The sequence below is a fragment of the Nibricoccus aquaticus genome (genome assembly GCF_002310495.1).
In the GTDB taxonomy this organism is placed as follows: domain Bacteria; phylum Verrucomicrobiota; class Verrucomicrobiia; order Opitutales; family Opitutaceae; genus Nibricoccus; species Nibricoccus aquaticus.
On record NZ_CP023344.1, the window covers coordinates 3,463,669 to 3,479,266 of the forward strand.

11 protein-coding genes are annotated in these 15,598 nt (G+C 61.5%); 5 read left to right on the forward strand and 6 right to left on the reverse strand.

What is annotated here, in order from left to right; genetic code table 11:
• Positions 1-93 precede the first annotated feature (93 nt).
• On the reverse strand, positions 94-1,224 hold the full coding sequence (locus CMV30_RS13885) for a hybrid sensor histidine kinase/response regulator (RefSeq protein ID WP_096056599.1): 1,131 nt from the start codon (positions 1,222-1,224) through the stop codon (positions 94-96).
• 210 nt (positions 1,225-1,434) lie between these two features.
• Here CMV30_RS13885 and CMV30_RS13890 point away from each other — a divergent pair, with 210 nt between their 5' ends.
• From CMV30_RS13890 to CMV30_RS13910, 5 genes are all read left to right on the forward strand, one after another.
• Positions 1,435-6,570, forward strand: a complete 5,136-nt coding sequence (locus tag CMV30_RS13890) for a PAS domain S-box protein (RefSeq protein WP_175414882.1) — start codon at positions 1,435-1,437, stop codon at positions 6,568-6,570.
• 94 nt (positions 6,571-6,664) lie between these two features.
• On the forward strand, positions 6,665-8,221 hold the full coding sequence (gene murJ, locus CMV30_RS13895; RefSeq protein WP_096057767.1) for a murein biosynthesis integral membrane protein MurJ: 1,557 nt from the start codon (positions 6,665-6,667) through the stop codon (positions 8,219-8,221).
• Positions 8,222-8,245: 24 nt separating this feature from the next.
• Positions 8,246-9,214 (forward strand): bile acid:sodium symporter family protein, encoded by a 969-nt coding sequence (locus tag CMV30_RS13900; protein ID WP_096056601.1) that lies wholly within the window; start codon positions 8,246-8,248, stop codon positions 9,212-9,214.
• A 69-nt stretch (positions 9,215-9,283) separates the two neighbouring features.
• Positions 9,284-9,937: an NAD(P)H-dependent oxidoreductase gene (locus CMV30_RS13905; protein ID WP_096056602.1), complete on the forward strand. Its 654-nt coding sequence runs from the start codon at positions 9,284-9,286 to the stop codon at positions 9,935-9,937.
• Positions 9,938-10,217: 280 nt separating this feature from the next.
• A complete protein-coding gene (locus tag CMV30_RS13910) occupies positions 10,218-11,051 on the forward strand; it encodes an energy transducer TonB (RefSeq protein ID WP_138223307.1) in 834 nt (277 codons plus the stop codon).
• Positions 11,052-11,111: 60 nt separating this feature from the next.
• On the opposite strand, the gene CMV30_RS13915 is transcribed toward CMV30_RS13910, so the two are convergent.
• Genes CMV30_RS13915 through CMV30_RS13935 form a run of 5 tightly spaced genes read right to left on the reverse strand, consistent with a single transcriptional unit; the run spans position 11,112 to position 15,450 of the window.
• Positions 11,112-11,876: a WecB/TagA/CpsF family glycosyltransferase gene (locus CMV30_RS13915; protein WP_096056604.1), complete on the reverse strand. Its 765-nt coding sequence runs from the start codon at positions 11,874-11,876 to the stop codon at positions 11,112-11,114.
• Complete coding sequence (locus CMV30_RS13920; protein ID WP_096056605.1) at positions 11,846-13,378, reverse strand: hypothetical protein; 1,533 nt, start codon at positions 13,376-13,378, stop codon at positions 11,846-11,848. Before CMV30_RS13920 ends, CMV30_RS13915 begins: the two co-directional genes overlap by 31 nt.
• Positions 13,375-14,199, reverse strand: coding sequence for an ABC transporter ATP-binding protein (locus CMV30_RS13925; protein WP_096057768.1), 825 nt, complete (start codon positions 14,197-14,199; stop codon positions 13,375-13,377). Before CMV30_RS13925 ends, CMV30_RS13920 begins: the two co-directional genes overlap by 4 nt.
• A gap of 43 nt (positions 14,200-14,242) precedes the next feature.
• Positions 14,243-14,884, reverse strand: a complete 642-nt coding sequence (locus CMV30_RS13930) for an HAD family hydrolase (protein WP_096056606.1) — start codon at positions 14,882-14,884, stop codon at positions 14,243-14,245.
• Complete coding sequence (locus CMV30_RS13935) at positions 14,881-15,450, reverse strand: pyridoxamine 5'-phosphate oxidase family protein (protein ID WP_096056607.1); 570 nt, start codon at positions 15,448-15,450, stop codon at positions 14,881-14,883. The genes CMV30_RS13930 and CMV30_RS13935 overlap by 4 nt, the downstream gene beginning before the upstream one ends.
• Between the last annotated feature and the right edge of the window lie 148 nt (positions 15,451-15,598).

The window sequence follows — 15,598 nt, forward strand, 5'->3', positions numbered from 1 at the left end:
TGGGGAAACGCGGTGGCGGCGAGCGCCGGATCATCCTTCTGAGGAGGGATTCCCTCTCTTTCGTGGAAGTCGGCGTTCCGCCGCGCCTGCGACTCAAGTGGCAGGAAGCGTGAACGAGAACTTCGATCCTCGCGGGGATAAGTTCTCGGCGGTGATGGAGCCATGGTGAGCCTCGATGATTCGTCGACTGATCGCGAGACCGAGGCCGGTGCTTTTTTCTCCACCGGTCGCTTTGGCGGAAAGGGTGCCGAACTCTTTGAACAGCTTGTGGCGTTCGGATTCGGGGATGCCAGGGCCTTCGTCTTCCACGGAAATAATATGAGTCCCGCCTGCTATGGTGTGCGTGACCTTAACGGTGGAACCTTGAGGAGAATATTTGACGGCGTTGCTGATCAGGTTGTCGACGACCTGTCTGATTTTACCTTCGTCGATTCGGAGAGTCGTGGATCCCGATTTCGGCTGATGGAGAATCTGCGTCTTTTTACGGCTGGCGTTAATGCGGGCGGTATAGACGGATCGCACTATAAGGGCGTTTAAATCACCGGGGGCGAAATTGATTTTGAGCACGCCTGCTTCGATGGAGGAGACGTCGAGCAGTTGATTGACAAGTTCGAGCAGGTTACTGCTTTCGCTATTGATGAGTTTGATGCAGTCGAGCAGTTCGCTTCCGACAGGGCCAAAGGCGCCGTCAGACATCAGTTCGGTGAGTCCGCAGATCGAGCCGAGTGGGTTGCGAATGTCGTGGGCGGCCATGCCCAGGACCTGGTTTTTCCGCTGGTTGGCGACGGCGAGCTGTTTGATCAAATTCCGGTTGGAAATGTGGGTGTGGATACGCGCGAGGGCTTCGCTCTCGGAGACGGGTTTCGTCAGATAGTCGACGCCGCTATTGGCGAAGCCGGCTACGATGTCGTCGGTCGAGTCCCGTGAGGTGACGAAAATGACAGGGGGTGCCTCGTCGCCGAGGGTGCGCTTGATTTCGGTGGAAGTTTTGAAGCCGTCGATGCCCGGAAGGGTGACGTCGAGAAGGACCAGATCTGGTTTCTCATTTGCGATCCGCAGTAATGCTTCTTCGCCCGAACCTGCTTGGGAAACCTGATATCCGTGTGACTCCAGTAATCCCGTAACGACGATCGTGTTCACGGAATCGTCATCCACGATCAAGATGTGTCCTTTTGGAGCGGAGGGGAGATCCAGGGAAATGGGATGAGAGATCGGTAAAGGCATGGGCTGCGCCCGGGCTCGGAGTGGAGAGATAACGAGCCGTCTTGAAGGAGGTAATCGTCACGGCACCGGTAAACTTCATTGTAAATTGTCCGCAGACGGCAGGGGGTGGCGTGACTGCCATCCGGATTTTGCATGGAGGAACTGAGGGCTGGGAGTAGAGTGCGGCTAACGAATTTCCGGCATGTGCCGATTGACCGGATGGAACACCCCATGCGCAGCCATTTTTTGCATTCATACCGCCGGTTACCTTCGATCTTTCAAATGGGGGTTATGTGGGGAGGGCTCGCGGTGGTCTATCTGGCGCTGGCCCGGCTTGGGTTGATGGCGGCGAGTGTGCATGGGAACGTTTCCCCTGTGTGGCCGGCGAGCGGGCTGGCGATGGGCGCGCTGATTTGTAGCGGACTGCGTTGGTGGCCGGGGGTGGCGTTGGGGGCGTTCGTGGCGAACGCGTTGACGTCGATTTCCCTGGTTGCCGCGGCGGGTATAGCCTTGGGCAATACGCTGGAGGCGGTCGTGGGAGCCTGGATAGTCCTGAAGATCGGGCGTGGAACCAAGGGCGAGGCTTCGATCGGAATGTCGGCGGCGCTGGGCGTCGGGTCTCTGGTGGGACCGGTGATCAGCGCATCGGCGGGAGTCTTGGTTCTATGGATCTCGGGAGTCGTGCCCGGCTCGCTGTTGACCACTTTGTGGAAAACGTGGTGGGTGGGCGACGTGCTGGGGAGCTTGCTGGTGGCTCCGGCGATTCTCGCGCTCAGGGAAGCCCTGGGCGCACCTGCTGGCCTTGGGGGAATAGATTTACGAAAAGCGGTGGGATTGACCGGGCTCTCACTCGTGATTGGCGGAGCGGTTTTCGGGGTCCACGGTGGCAGCGCGTTTCTGTTTGGGGTGTTCCCGCTTCTTCTCGTCGCGTTGAGCTGGTTTGGATCGCCGGGGGTGAAGGTAGTTGCGCTGGGGATCTCCGCTTTAGGCGTGACGGCGGCGTACTTTGGCACGGGGCCATTTGTGGATGGAACGCTCAACGAAAATCTTATCCATCTTCAGATCTTCCTGAGCTCGGTTGCGTTGACGGCGCTCATCCTGCCGACGTTTGTGCGGCCGGGAAATTTCACACTGCCGTTTCTGGTGATGCTGGCAGGATGGAGTTTGAGCGGGTGGATGTTTTCTTCGCTGGAGGATGCAAGGAGCCGCATCGACGAGGCTCGTTTCGATGCGCAAATCCAGGAAGCGATCGAGAAAATCGACCGGCGGGTGGAGCACTACGAAAGCGCGCTACAGGCGGGCGTAGCGCTTTTCGGCGCATCCAACGAGGTGAGTCGTGCTGAGTGGCGGGCGTTTGCGCAGGCAATAAAATTGCGGGAGAAATTCCCCGGGGCGCTCGGCATCGGGGTGATCTTTATTGTGAAACCGGACGGCGAAGCGGCGTTTTTAAATGCAGTTCACGCGGATGGCGCGCCGGGTTTTGGGTTCAAGAGTGTACCGACAGCCACCCGGCCCGTCGGCGGACCGGAAGAGCCGGTTCGTTATGCGATCACCTATTGTGAGCCCGCGGATACCAATGCGCTGGCGATCGGTCTCGATGTGGCGACGGAAGCGAATCGCAAAATGGCGGCGGAGGTGGCGCGTAATTCGAACTCGGCCCGATTGACACGGCGAATCCAACTGGTGCAGGACCACGAAGTCCGGGCTGGAGCGTTGATCTTTAAACCTTTTTTCCGGAACGGGGCGGTGATCGATACGGTGGAGCAACGGCGGGCGGAATGCCTAGGTTGGGTTTATGCGCCGTTGATCACGGAGACGGTTCTCCAGAACGTTTTGAAAACCGGAGGGAGCGAGGTCGACTTCAGTTTTTTTGATGGTCAGTCGACGCGTCGGGAGGACCTGCTGTTCGACACCCGCGAGGGGAACTATCCGGCGACAGTGCCGAAGATCGAACGCAGCAGTGTCATCGAGCTGGCGGGACAGACTTTCACCCTGGGCTGGCGTCGATCGCCGGCGTTTGTGGCTTCTGATAACTCAGCGCCTTTGTGGGCGGGGACGAGCGCGGCTTTCGTTTCAGTGCTGGTCGCGGCACTGGTGATGAGCCTGCAATCAACGGGGGCGAAGGCCCGTGCAGTTGCCACGCAGCGCGCGAGTGAGCTGGAGATCGCAAACACGCGCTTGAAGGCGGAGGTGAGCGAGCGCGAGCAGGCGGAGAACTCGTTACGCCGGTCGAATCATTTGAAGCGCGCGATTCTTGAGAGCGCGAGCTACTCGATTATTTCAACCGACCCGAAGGGATTGATCGTCACCTTCAATGCCGCGGCTGAGCGGATGCTGGGATATGACGCGGAAGAAATGGTGGGGAAGTGCACGCCTGCGATCATCCATGAGCCGAGTGAAGTGGTGGCGCGGGCGGAAGTCCTCACGCGGGAACTTGGGCGGACGGTTGCGCCGGGGTTCGAGGCGTTTGTGGCGAAGGCCCAGGTGGTGAATCTCGACGAGAATGAATGGACCTACATCCGCAAGGACGGGACGAGGCTGCCGGTGCTGCTTTCAGTCACGGCGCTGCGTGGCGAATCGGGGGAGATCACTGGCTATCTGGGGGTGGGACAGGATCTCACCGCGAAGAGAGCGGCGGATGCGCGGATGAAAGCCCTGCTGGATGAGCTGGCGCAGCAGCGGTTCGCCGTCGATCAACACGCCATTTTCGCGGTCACAGACGTGAAGGGCACGATCGCCTACGCGAACGATTTATTTTGTGCGATCAGCGGGTTCAGCCGGGAGGAGCTGATTGGCCAGAATCACCGGTTGCTCAATTCGGGGGCTCATCCAAAAGAATTTTTCCGGGCGATGTACCAGACGATCGCCCAAGGGAAAGTTTGGCAGGGGGAAATATGCAATCGCGCGAAGGACGGCCATCTTTACTGGGTGGATTCGACGATTGTGCCGTTGCTGGGAGAGGATGGTAAGCCTGTTCAGTACGCGGCGATCCGGACGGATATCACCGAACGGAAGAGAACGGAGGAAGCGATCAATCAGAGCGAGGAGCGCATGCGGTTATTTGCGGAACATGCGCCAGCCTCGGTCGCGATGTTTGATCTGGAGATGAAGTATCTAGTGGTGAGCAAACAGTGGCTGATCGATTACAAGCTGGAAGGTCAGGCGATCCTGGGGCGGTCCCATTACGAGGTCTTTCCCGAGATCGGGGATGATTGGAAAGCCATTCATCGTCGCTGCATGGGCGGCGCGGTGGAGTTAAATGCGGGCGAGCGATTTGACCGCATCGACGGCAGTTCCCAGTGGCTGCGGTGGGAGGTGCGTCCTTGGTATAAATATAATCAAGAAATTGGAGGCATCGTGATGTTCACCCAGGACATCACGGACAGAAAGCAGCTTGAGATCAGCCTGGCCACGGCGCGCGATCAGGCGTTGGAAGCGTCGCGGTTGAAGTCGGAGTTTCTGGCAACGATGAGCCATGAGATTCGCACGCCGATGAATGGAGTGATCGGGATGTCCGAGCTCCTGCGGCGAACCGCGTTGGATCAAAAGCAAAAGGAGATGGCGGACGTGATCATCCACAGCGCCGACAATCTCCTCGTGATCATCAACGACATTCTCGATTTCTCGAAGATCGAGGCGGGGAAGTTCCGCATCGATGCGATGGATTTCGATTTGCGGGATGCGCTTGAGGAGACGGCGGCGCTGCTCGCACCGCAGGCGGATCGAAAGAGGCTGAAATTGATGGTGGATATCGATGCGGCGGTGGCCGGTGGAGTGACTGGAGACCGCAATCGTATCCAGCAGATCGTCACCAATCTGCTGGGTAACGCGCTCAAGTTCACGGAGCGCGGGCAGGTGGTGTTGAAGGCAACGGCGGTCGCATCACCGAGGAACGGATTGCACGTACGCATTTCGATCACGGACACGGGGATTGGCATCCCGGAGTCGGCGCGGGCGCATCTCTTCCAGCCTTTTGTTCAGGCGGATGGATCGACGACGCGGCGTTTCGGTGGAACGGGTCTTGGCCTGGCGATTTGCGGGCAACTGGTGTCCTTGATGGGAGGGACCATTGGGTTCGATAGTGTGGAAGGGGCCGGATCCTGTTTTTGGTTCCAGCTCGATCTCCAACGCGCGAGTGTGCCGGCGAGCGAAGCCGAGGAAACCATTCCTGAGGGCACCCGGGTGCTCGTGGTAGATGATGATGAGAATAACCGGATCATACTGACGCGCCAACTTAGCGAAATGGACGTGGTGGTGGATGCAGTGCCTGACGCGGAGAGTGCGCGGGCGAGTTTGCGTAATGCCGCAGGAGGAGAGCATCCCTATTCTGTCCTGCTACTTGATTGGAACATGCCGGGGGAGGGCGGGTATTTGCTCGCGCAATCGATCCGAAAAGATCCGGAGATTTCCGGTACGCGGATAGTCGTGCTGACCTCGTCAAATCCGGAAGTGGAGCCGGAGACATTGGCTCAGTTGGATTTCAGCGCGGTGTTGAACAAGCCCATTCGCAGCGTGCAGCTGCGGCGGAGTCTGGTGCGCGCGCTTGGCCGTTCCGAGACACAGGCGCCCTTTCCCATCGCTGAAGCGGCCGTGGGAAAGCGGCTGCGATTGTTGGTAGCAGAAGATAATCCGACCAATCAACTTGTCGCCCAAATGATGCTGGAGCAGATGGGGCACACGGTTGAATTTGCGGTAAACGGGCAGGAAACCATCAGGCAGCTCGTGCGTTCGGATTTCGACGCGGTTCTGATGGACTGCCAGATGCCTGTGATGGACGGGTATGAAGCGAGCCGCCGCATCCGAGCGGGCGAGGCGTCTCCTCAGGCGGTGAAGCTTCCGATCATCGCATTGACTGCGTATGCCATGCCCGACGACCGGGCCAAGGCGCTCGCGGCAGGAATGGATGATTATGTCACCAAGCCGATCGATCCGGAAGTGCTCGAGAAAGCGTTTGCACGCTGCGGCCTGTTAAGGGCGGACAGCGAACAAGCCCAGCCGGCGAACCCGGTGTCTGTGCAAAAAGCCGGGCGGGATACGCATGATCATTTCGATCCGGAACGACGCCGCCAGCTGGAGAAAATCAAGACACCGGATGGTATCTCGCTTTGGGAAAAGGCACTGGCGATGTTCATGAAGGACATGCCTGGCCGGGTAGAGGCGTTGAGTGGTTTCGTTGAAGCTCATCAGGCGGAAAAAGTCGCTGTGGGTGCCCACACGATACGCGGCAGCGCGGCGAACTTGGGCGCGACGGGTCTGCAAAACGCGGCGAAAGAACTCGAAAGCGCGGCGCGTGCGGACGAGTGGGACAGAATACGGGAGGGAGTTTCCGGTGTTCTTATCGAGTGGAAATTGTTGGCCGGGGACTAATTTATCTCTGTGCGCGGTTTGTGTCCAAGGGGCACCCAGGCGAGCGCGCCTTACGATCTTGCTAAGGAAAATGGGCGCCGTGAGAACTGCGGGAGTGTCGAAAAATCTGAAGAACATCAGCGTAGTGGCGTCGTTGACTATGGTGTCGCGTGTGCTCGGGCTGATCCGGGATATTTTGAGCGCCAACATTCTTGGCGGCGGAGTTTTCAATTCCGCTTTTGTGACGGCATATAATTTGCCCAATCTGTTTCGGCGATTGCTCGGCGAGGGTGCATTGTCGGCGGCGTTTGTGCCGACCTTGCACGCGGAATTGCGAGAACGGGGCAAGGAAGGGGCATTTGCGTTGCTCAACAATGTGGTGAGCTGGGTCGCGGTGACAACGAGCGTGCTGGTCGTGGTGACGATGTCGGTATGCAGTCAATCGCGGCACATCACGGGGCAGGATCCCAAGTGGTATCTGATGGCTGATCTGACGGTGATTTTGTTTCCGTACATGGCGTTTGTGTGCGTGGCGGCGGCGTTGAACGCGGCGCTTAACGTGATGGATCGCTTCACGGAGCCGGCGCTTTCACCAATCTGGTTGAATCTTGCGATGATCGCTTCACTGGGGGGCGCGGCATGGCGGTGGAGCGAATCCGATCTGGGGCAGGTTTACTGGCTGTGCGGCGGTGTGCTGGTGGGCGGGCTGCTACAGATGATTTCACCGACGATCGTCTTGATGCGGGAAGGCTGGCGGCCGCGTTTCGATCTGAGCATCTCGTCCGGCGTGCGCGAGATCACGAGGCTGATGGCACCGGAGCTGTTTGGCGTAGCGATTTATCAGATCAATATCTTCGTCTCGCGGCAGCTCTCGTTTTCCATCGATGAATCTTCGGCGTCGGTTTTTTTCTATGCGAATCGCCTGATGGAACTGCCGATCGGTGTCTTCGCGATCGCGGTTTCGACGGTCGTGTACCCGTTGATTTCGCGGCATGCCGTTGAGGGGAAATTCGCAGAGATGGCGGATGATTTTCGCAAAGGATTGCGGTTGATTTTGCTCATAAACATTCCGGCCGCGGTGGGGCTGGCGTTGCTGGCGGAGCCGATCATCCGGCTGTTGTTCGAGCATGGGAGATTCACAGCCGAGAACACGCGGGCGATGGTGCCGCTGCTGCAATTGTTCATGGTGGCGATGCCGTTTTTCTCGGTGGTGAGCATGTCCACGCGAGGATTCTACGCGCTGCGGGAAACCAAGACGCCGGTGCGGATCGCAGCGGTGAGTTTTGTAGTAAACATCATTCTGAGCCTCACGCTGAAGGATCGTCTCGGGACGAGCGGACTGGTGCTGGCGAGCACCGTGGCGATTGTTTTGCAGACGGTTTTGCTGCAACGGGCGCTGACGCTCCGGCTGCCGGGGATGAATTTCGCACCGCTCTGGAAAACAGTGGGCAAGATCGTGCTCGCGGCGTTGGGACTGTTTATTGTCGTCGGTGGCTGCTGGTGGCTATTGCGGCGTGAAATGCCGGGATCTCCGGTTGCAGATTTGATTGCCGTCTGCGGACTGATTCCGGTGGGCGCGGGTATTTATATGGTCTTGGTGATGATGCTCCGGATTGAAGGGCGAGAGGAGATTGCAGATCTGGTGCTGCGCAAGATTCGGAAGAAGGCATGAGAATGGCTGAGAACGTGTGATCCCATGAAGTTTAAATTTGATTGGTTTCTCTGGGGCATGGTGGTCGCGGTGGCGCTCGCGTGGTTGATTCCCGGGCCGGGTGCGCATGGCGGGTGGTTGCATCCGGAGCTGCTCAACAAGGCGGGCGTGGCGGTGATTTTTTTTCTGAGCGGCGTGTCGCTGTCGTTTGCGGCGATGAAGGCGGGGGCTTTGCGGTGGCCGGTGCATGTGGTGGTGCAGACGACGACGTTTTTGATTTTTCCGTTGGTCGGGGTGGCGTTGCTGTGGCTGACTGATCGGTGGATTTCGCCGGAGCTGAACGTAGGCTTTTTCTTTTTGTGCGCGTTGCCGTCGACGGTGTCGTCGTCGGTCGCGATGACGGCGGCGGCACGGGGCAATGTGCCGGTGGCGGTTTTTAATGCGACGCTCTCGAGCCTGATCGGCGTGATCGTGACGCCGTTATGGATCAGCTGGCGGCTGCACACGGAGGGCGGTGGCGTGGATCTGGGGAAAGTTATCCTGGATCTGATGCTCTGGCTCGTGCTGCCCTTGGTGCTTGGGCAGCTGGCGCGGCCGTGGCTGGCGGAGTGGGCGAAGCGCAACAAGAAGTTCATCCATGTGGTGGATCGCGGGACGATCCTGCTGATCATCTACACGTCGTTCTGCGATTCGATCGCGCGCGGCGTTTGGTCGGGGCAGGGGCTGAGCGTGGTGGCGATCGCGGTCGTGGGATCGCTGATACTGTTTTTCGTGGTGCTGTGGATCGTGGAGGCGATCGCGAAGATGGCGGGGTTCAACGTGGAGGACCGGATCGCGACGGTGTTTTGCGGATCGAAGAAGACGATCGCGTCGGGTGTGCCGATGGCGCAGCTGATCTTCGCGGCGGATCCGCGGCTCGGGGTGATTTTGCTGCCGTTGATGATCTATCATCCGCTGCAACTGGTGATCTGCGGTGTGCTGGCGGGGCGGTGGGCGAAGCGGCCGGGGGTGTGAAGGGCGGTGGTAGAGCGGAGCGCCAAGAGCGCGGTTGAAGTTTCGTGACGGACGTTTCCTGATCGCGCCATGTCCGATGCGTTGTCTCCCGAATCACTGGTCGCGGCTCTCAACTGGCGTTATGCCACGAAGAAATTCGATCCGGTGAAGAAGATCCCGGGCGAGGTCTGGGAGGCGCTGGAGCAGGCGTTGATCCTGGCGCCGTCGTCAATGGGGTTGCAGCCGTGGAAGTTTTTCGTGGTGACGAATCAGGCGGTGAAGGAGCAGCTGGCGGGAGCTTCGTACAAGCAGAGCCAGATGGCGGATTGCTCACATGCGGTGGTGTTCGCTGTGCATAAGAACATCGGCGGGGCGCATGTGGAAAAATATCTGGAGCGGGTGTCGGCGGTGAAGGAGGTGACGCGGGAATCGTTGGAAGGATTTGGGAAGATGATCGCGGGGAATCTGGCGAACGCGGCGAAGGCGGGGCGGCTCGATGCGTGGCAGACGCACCAGATCTACATCGCGCTGGGGCAGTTCATGACGGCGGCGGCGTTGCTGGGGGTTGATACGTGCCCGATGGAGGGAATCGAGAATGCGCGGTACGATGAGATCCTGGGGCTGAGCGGTGGGGACTATGCGACGGTGGTGGCGTGCCCGGCGGGTTACCGGGCGTTTGGGGACAAGTATGCGGCGGTGAAGAAGGTGCGGTTCGAGGCGAAGGATGTGATCGTGCGGGTGTGAGGCAGGGTCGGAGGAGTCGCTGGGAAGCCAGGAAAGGCTGGCGGCGAGGGAGATTTTAGGAAAAAGGCAGGGTTATACGCGGCATGAAAGCGAGAGCAGCTGCTTGGGGGAGAGTGGTTAGTGAAGATGTTGGGCGAGGGCGGAGATGAGGAGCGCGAAGTTTTTCAATGAAATGCGACTGAATCTCGATTTCGGTCTTTTCAAGGCAAGGAAAGGTGGTTGTGTGTGTGGCGAACTCGCAGACCGGCAGGCGTCGGTCGGCACCAAAACTGAACTCACCATGAACGTCGCAGAAACGAGCTTAAGCGCACCGCAGGCGGGCGTGCGCCGGAAGCAGTCCAGCAGGACGACGGGTGCCGAGGCGCGTTTTTTTTGGGCGAAGATTGAGACTGAGTCTGAGGTTCGCGGCACGTGGAAATATCCGGAGGTGAAGGCGGACAAGGTGGGTATGTGGGTAGCGCTGGGCATCGCGGTGGCGGCGCACGCGATTTTTTTCTTTGGCTTTGGGAAATCGAAACCGGTGGCGGCAGTGGTCGCGCCGGCGGAGGTGACGGAGGTGGCGTTGTTTGATGTGCCGGTGCCGGAGGAGGAGTTGGTGGCATCGGATAGCGCGGCTAGTGAGAACACGGAGGCTTCGGCGGGAGTGGATGTGCCGACGCTGCCGGACACGCCGGCGATGGTGAATCTGGGGGATTTCGTGCAGGCGGTGCAGCTGGGCAACATGCTGCCGCGCGCGGATCTGAGCGGGGCGAGCCTGTCGCAGATCCCGGGAAATTTCCGCAGTGGCGGCGCGGGAGGTAGCGGGAGCGGTTTTGGCAGTGTCTTCGCGCTCTCGGATCTGGATCGCGCGCCGACGCCGACGTACCGGCCGTTGCCGACGATCCCGCGGCATCTGCTCACTGCGGCAGCGGGTGTGAGCGTGACGGTGGAGTTTGTGGTTTCCGCCAAGGGTGAGGTGATGAACCCTCGGGTAATCAGCTCGGATAATCAGCGGTTCGACGATGTGGCGCTCAATGCGGTGAAGCGCTGGAAGTTCAAGCCGGGGTTCCGTCAGGGGCGGACTGTGAACGTGAGCATGAGTCAGGCGATCGACTTCAAGGTATCGGGAAGTTGAGGACGGCGGCGGGCGGGCGGATTGGCGCGGGCGCGGAGAGGCGGCGGGTGGCTGGGGCGCTCAGTATTTTCTCAGGCCGGTTTTTTCGGCTAGGAGGCGGAGGAGGAAGAGCGGGTTGTTTTTGAAGTAGCGCGAGGCGAGGCGGCGGGGTTCGGTGCAGAGACGGAAGAGCCATTCGAGGCCAGAGCGTTGCATCCAGCGCGGGGCCTGGCTGACGCGGCCGGAGAGAAAGTCGAAGGCGGCGCCGATGCCGAGCATGACGCCGGCGTCGAGGCGTGGGGCGAAGGCGGCCATGAATTTTTCCTGCTTGGGGGTGCTGAGGCCGACCCAGAAGAAGGACGGGCGGAGGGCGCGGATTTTCGTTTCGAGGGCGGAGGCTTCGTCGGGCGTGAGTTCGCGGAAAGGCGGTGTGTGGGTACCTGCGATGCGGAGGCCGGGGAAGCGGGCGGAGAGTTTTTGAGCGAGGGCGTCGGCCGTGCCGGGGGCGGCGCCATAGAGGAAGTGGGTAAGCTCGGTGCCGGCGGTGGCGGCGCAGACTTCTAGGAGAAGGTCGGGGCCGTACACGCGGGTGATGGCGCGATGGCCGGCGCGGCGGCCGAGCCAGACAAGCGGCATGCCGTCGGGTGTGGTGAGGTAGGAGTTATTGAGCGTGGCGAGATGGGCGTGATCGCGGCGGGCGCAGGAGACGCTGTTGACGTCGCAGAAACACACATATGCGGCGGGCGGGCGTTCGCGGGCGGCGGAGATGACGAGGTCGCGGGCTTGCGCGAGGGAGAGGGCGCTGACGCGGACGCCTAGGACGGGGTAGCGTTCGGGTAGTGCCATGACGGGAGTGGTTTTTCGTCAGCGATCTCCTCGATGTGGACGAAGGTGAAGCAGGCGATGACGCCGAGGGCGGTCGCTCCGAGCAGGAGGATGCCGATGAACCAGAGCGTGCCGTGGGCGACGAGGGAGATGCCACCGGAGGCGCCGATCAGGAGAATGCCCACGAGGATGTTGCGGGTGATGGAGGTGCGGCGGCGGTTGCGGTTGAGCAGGTCTTTGCGCGGTGTGGGGGAGATGCGGGCGACGGAGAGCCAGGCGCAGCCGGAGGCGGTGACGGCGCCGGTGATGAAGGCGAGCAAGGCGAGCCACGGGCGGCCGAAGGCGGCGATAACGAGGCAGAGGATGAGCGAGGCGGCGAGCGGGAGAGCCATGCCGGCGGCCATTTTGGCGAGGCGGAGGCGGGTCTCAGGCGAAGGGCTCATGCGGATGAGATCGAGACAATCCTCGCCGGTGGCGGCGACGTCGGCGAGCAAGGTGGAGAACTGGACGGCGATGACGACTGCGACAGGGGCGAGGATGACGGTGCCGCCGAACTGGCGGAAGGCGAGGAACGCGGGGAGAATGTACATGAGCGACGGGAGCGTCTGCGAAAGCAGGAGCGGGTCGCGGACGATGAGGCGTAGGTCTTTGAAGAAGGTGGCGCGGGCGAGGCCCTGGGAGAAGCGGTAGGTTTTGCCGCCGGTGCGGGGTGCGCGGGAGGGTTTCACGCCGGATTCCTGGAGGCCGGTGAGGAAGGTTTTGGCGAGCTGGCGGGCGGTGAGGAAGGCGATGAGCGCGGTGACGGAGGCGAGGATGAGAAGCTCGGAAGGTTCACCGCGGCCGGAGCGGGCGAGGTGGGAGAAGCCGAGCCAGTCGGCGGTGGTGCGGAGGGCGGACCAGAAGGCGATTTTGTCGGCGCGGGGGAAGTAGTTCTGAATTTGAAACGTGAGGTAAACTGACGCGCCGAGGAAGGCGGCGAGGATTTGAATCCAGACGCGGGCGCGGCGGGTGCCGAGAAGACGGACGAGGGCGAGGGTGAGCCAGACACCGGCGCAGGCGGCGATAATGGAGAGGGAAATCCAAGTGACGTATCCGAAAAGGTACATCGGGGAGAAGCCGATGATCACGCCGTTGAGCAGTGGCAGGAGAAGCAGGCTGGCGCCGATGAACGCGCCGGTGGACATGACGGCGATGCGGGCGAGGAGGATGGCGCGGGTGCTGACCGGAGAAGAGAGAAGAAGATCGAAGTCGGCGCGCTCGAAGAAGAGGCCGATGGCTTGGTTCATGGAAGCACCGAGCATGAGGAAACCGAAGAAGGCCCAGAGGCCGGCTTCGAGACCGAGCGGGGGCGTCTGCTGCAGGTGGGTGAAAAGGAGAATGCTGATCGCGTGGAGGACCAGCAGTGCGAGGGCGAGGAGGGTGGCGCTAGTGGCGATCTTGAGTTTGCCCGTGCGGAGCTCGCGCCAGAGAAGGCGGAGGTCGTTGCGCAGGATCAGGCGGGTTTGTCTGAGCAACGCGCTCATGCGACGGGCAGCGGGGGCGGGGATGCAGGGGCGGGAGATGGGGGCGTGGAGGCTGGTTCGCCGTTTTCGCCGCCGGTGACGCGGAGGAAGACGTCTTCGAGCGTGCCGGAGGTATTGCCGGCCTGGTGACGAAGTTCGTCGAGCGTGCCTTCGGCGGCGAGGCGGCCGGCGTGGAGGATGCCGATGCGGTGGGCGAGGCGTTCGGCGACGTCGAGGATGTGAGTGGTGAGGATGACGGTGTTTCCGCGGCGGACGAAATCGAGGAGGATGTCTTTGACTAGGCGGGCGGCGGAGGCGTCGAGGCCGGTGAGCGGCTCGTCGAGGAGCATGACGGTGGGCTGGTGGATGAGCGCGCCGCAGAGAGCCATTTTTTGCTTCATGCCCCGGGAGAAGCTCTCGATGAAGTCATCGCGTTTTTCCCAAAGGCCGAGAGTCTGGAGGAGTTCTTCGGCGCATGGTTGGCTGGCGGATGCGGGAAGATCCCAGAGGGCGGAGACGAATTCGAGGTACTCGAGCGGGCGGAGTTTGCCGTAGAGGACGGGATCGTCGGGGATGTAGGCGAGGGGGCGTTTGGCGGCGGATGGGTTGATGCGAAGCGGGATGCCCTCGATAAAAATGTCGCCAGCGTCGGGCCGGAGGAGGCCGGCGATCATGCGGATGGAGGTGGTCTTGCCGGCGCCGTTGGGGCCGAGGAAGGCGTAGAGCTGGCCGCGGGCGATTTGGAGGTCGAGGCCGTTGACGGCTTTGGTGTCGCCGAAGGATTTGCGGAGGCCGCGCGTCTCGCACGCGAAGACGACGGACTCGGCGGGGGCGGGATTCATTGCGGTGAGGAAGGCGTGCGGGGCACGGACGCGCAACGCTGTTTCAGAGGTGTTTCGCGAGGGAATCGAGGGTGATTTCGGCGAGGGAGGTGACGCGGAGGCTGGCGTGGGGGAAGACGTGGTGGTGGGTCGAGGGATTGGGCGCGACGACGACGAAGAGTCCGGCGCGCTTAGCGGCTTCGCTGCCGGGCGGGGAGTCTTCAAAGGCGACTGATTCGTGCGGGGCGGCGCCGAGTGCGGCGAGTGCGGAGAGGTAGACCTCGGGCTCGGGTTTGCCGCGAGAGACGTCGTCGCGGCAGCGGATGATGTCGAACGAATCGAAAAGACCGATACGCTGGAGGTGGCTGTCCACCCAAGAGTGCGGGGAGTTGGAAGCGATGCCGAGGCGGACGTTGTGGGCGCGGGCGGTGGCGATGAGGTCGAGGACGCCGGGAAGGATGGGTTGGGCGTGGAGGCGTTCGCGGCGGAGATCGCGATGTTGTTTTTCGAGGGCGGCGCGGTCGGCGGCGGGGCCGAAGGCGATCCAGGGATCGAAGGCGATGTCGGCGTGGCCGACGACGCTGAGCGCATGGGCGCGTGAATACGCGACGCCGGCGCGCTCGTGGACCTCGACCCAGGCGTCGACGATGGGGGTCTCGGTGTCGATGATGAGGCCGTCGAAATCGAAGACGAGGGCGCGGATCATCGGGCTGGTTGCGGGTGAGGAGCAGCGGCGAGCGTGGTGGGCAGGCCGTCGATGCTGTTGGCGTTTTTCTCGGCGCGGTAGGTGGCGAGACCTTCGGGGCCTTTGCGATTGGACCAGTCGAGCAGCGTGTCGCGCGAGCCGGTGTATTCGAAGAACGGAACGCCGAAGCCGCAGGAAGTCTGGACGGATTCGATGTCGATGATGATGAGCTGGCGTTCGCCGGCGAGCGGCGGGCCGAAGAGCGGGCGGAGTTGTTTCCAGTCGTCGTGATGCGGCTGGACGGAGCGGCCGCGGCCGTAGAGGCGGAGGATGAGCGGATCGCCTTCGACGGCGCAGAACATGACGGTGGCGCGGCCGTTTTGGGCGAGGTGGGCGGCGGTCTCGGCACCACTGCCGGTGAGGTCGAGGTAGCCGGCGCGCGATGGGGTGAGGACGCGGAAGGAGTCGTAGCCTTTGGGGGAGACGTTGACGCGGCCAGAGTCGGGTGCGGTGGCGATGAAATAGATTTTCTGCCGCGCGATGAAGTCGCGGTGAGCAGGTGTGAGCTGGTCAAAGAATTTGCCCATGACGGCGGTTATCAGAGCAGCGAGCGGGCGGGGCGCAAGGACGGCGGGGAGTTTATGGGGACCATGGCCCAGGAGGCGTCATGGAACAGTGTTGTAGAGGCGCGCTGGACGGCGGGGAGGTTTCCAGTACGGTGCGAGCTCATGCGTC

Bases quoted from the DNA above. Each gene is read 5' to 3' on its own strand.
- CMV30_RS13900 (WP_096056601.1), top strand. From the start codon at position 8,246: ATGAAGTTTAAATTTGATTGGTTTCTCTGGGGCATGGTGGTCGCGGTG.
- CMV30_RS13920 (WP_096056605.1), bottom strand. From the start codon at position 13,378: ATGAGCGCGTTGCTCAGACAAACCCGCCTGATCCTGCGCAACGACCTC.
- CMV30_RS13935 (WP_096056607.1), bottom strand. From the start codon at position 15,450: ATGGGCAAATTCTTTGACCAGCTCACACCTGCTCACCGCGACTTCATC.
- CMV30_RS13930 (WP_096056606.1), bottom strand. From the start codon at position 14,884: ATGATCCGCGCCCTCGTCTTCGATTTCGACGGCCTCATCATCGACACC.
- CMV30_RS13890 (WP_175414882.1), top strand. From the start codon at position 1,435: ATGCGCAGCCATTTTTTGCATTCATACCGCCGGTTACCTTCGATCTTT.
- CMV30_RS13925 (WP_096057768.1), bottom strand. From the start codon at position 14,199: ATGAATCCCGCCCCCGCCGAGTCCGTCGTCTTCGCGTGCGAGACGCGC.
- CMV30_RS13915 (WP_096056604.1), bottom strand. From the start codon at position 11,876: ATGGCACTACCCGAACGCTACCCCGTCCTAGGCGTCCGCGTCAGCGCC.
- CMV30_RS13910 (WP_138223307.1), top strand. From the start codon at position 10,218: ATGAACGTCGCAGAAACGAGCTTAAGCGCACCGCAGGCGGGCGTGCGC.
- CMV30_RS13885 (WP_096056599.1), bottom strand. From the start codon at position 1,224: ATGCCTTTACCGATCTCTCATCCCATTTCCCTGGATCTCCCCTCCGCT.
- CMV30_RS13905 (WP_096056602.1), top strand. From the start codon at position 9,284: ATGTCCGATGCGTTGTCTCCCGAATCACTGGTCGCGGCTCTCAACTGG.